We start from the raw sequence: 1,792 nt of genomic DNA on the forward strand, positions 1-1,792 counted from the left end.
ACCCCGGCCCAGCCGGCTGCCGCCACCCCCATGGCCTTTGCACGGGTGATGGCGGCGGCGTACGAACTTTGCGGTCGCAGCCCCGCCAACGCCTTGAAGCTGGCACAGATCACGCCATCCCGACTGCAGCAGCCAGAGGCCCGCATCACCGCACGCCAGATGGAAGTGTTGTCCGGCACGGCGATGCAGGAGCTCGACGACGAAGCCCTGGGCGCCTTCTCCAGAAAACTGCCCTGGGGCAGCTACGGCATGCTGGCCCGGGCCTCGCTGAGCGCGCCCGACCTGGGCGTGGCCCTCAAACGCTGGTGCCGCCACCACGCCCTGCTGGCCGACGACATTGCCCTCAAGCTGGTCGTCACCGGCGACAGCGCCGCCATCACGATCGAGGAGCGCGCCGACCTGGCCCGGCATGGCCAAGGGGCGCGCGAGTTCTGCCTGGTGCACGTGCTGCGCAACATCCACGGCCTGGCCTGCTGGTACATCGACTCTCGCATTCCGCTGCAGGGCGCGCGCTTCCCGTTTGCCGCGCCGCCGCATGCGGATGCCTATGGGCTGATGTTTCCCGGCCCGGTACGCTTTGATGCCGCGCAGGCCGAGATCCGCTTCGATGCGCGTTACCTCGCCCTGCCCCTGCGGCGCGACGAGAAAGCCCTGCAGCACATGCTGCAGCGCGCCCTGCCGCTGACGGTGCTGCAATACCGCCGAGACCGGCTGCTGGTGCAGCAGGTGCGACAAGCCCTGGCCGCCCACCCCGACCAGGCGCACAACGGCGATGGCCTGGCGGCGCTGCTGAACATCTCGGCGCGCACGCTGCACCGGCAGCTGAAGGAAGAAGGGGCCACCCTGCAGCAACTGAAAGACGAGGTGCGCTGCGAACGCGCGAAAGACCTGCTGTACCGCAGTGACAAACCGGTCAAGCAGGTGGCGGCGGCGGTGGGATTCCTGAACGAAAAGAGTTTTACCCGGGCCTTTCGCGCATGGACGGGCGCGAGTCCGGGCGAGTTTCGCAAGGGCTTTCCGGGGTGAGCAGCGTGCCGGCCAGCGGTGCAGGCAACCGGCGGCTTATGCCGGGTTCAGGGCCTGTAAACGCCATTTCCCCAAACAGGAGTAAAATACCGGGGTTACTGCAATTTAGCTTTCCTTTGCAGCAATTCCAGTCTGACACGGTCTGCGGCACTTCACACCTGCCCCTCCGCACCCTTTGGCCGATAGTTCCGGCCCTCCCGGTCGTCAAACTCCCCCAGCGGCGAGCTTCACCCCGGTCCCTATTTTTCCTTATTTCGACCGAATTCACGACCTGGGCCAGGTATCGGATTGCCATGTGGCACCCCGATACGCTGTCCACTTACAACGCGGCCCTTGGCCAGCGTGCATTTCGTTGAACGGTTTTCTAACCAGAACCGTCACACCCGCTTCGCGCGTTTGATCCCAAACGTGCAAGCATTTTTGAAAGGTCCCAAAATGGGCAAGAAACTTTACGTCGGCAACCTCTCCTACTCGGTGAACGACGATTCCCTGCAACAACACTTCTCTGAATTTGGCGCGATCACCTCCGCCAAAGTCATGATGGACCGCGACAGCGGCCGTTCCAAGGGCTTCGGCTTTGTGGAAATGTCCAGCGACGCAGAAGCCCAGGCAGCCATCAGCGGCATGAACGGCAAGTCCGTTGATGGCCGTGACATGGTGGTCAATGAGGCCCGTCCGATGGAGCCACGTACCGGCGGCTTCGGCGGCGGCGGTGGTGGTCGTCGCGAAGGCGGCGGCGGCGGCGGTGGCGGCTACGGCGGTGGTG

General features: G+C 64.8%; 2 protein-coding genes. Both read left to right on the plus strand.

Annotated features, from left to right (window positions below; all coding sequences use genetic code 11):
* Positions 1-1,026: AraC family transcriptional regulator (locus B7G52_RS23020; RefSeq protein WP_371329063.1), on the plus strand; the 1,026-nt coding region annotated here is incomplete at its 5' end.
* A gap of 435 nt (positions 1,027-1,461) precedes the next feature.
* On the plus strand, positions 1,462-1,792 hold a 331-nt coding region (locus tag B7G52_RS23025), incomplete at its 3' end, for an RNA-binding protein (protein ID WP_096699980.1).

The organism is Polaromonas sp. AER18D-145 (assembly GCF_002379095.1).
Classification (GTDB): domain Bacteria; phylum Pseudomonadota; class Gammaproteobacteria; order Burkholderiales; family Burkholderiaceae_C; genus Polaromonas.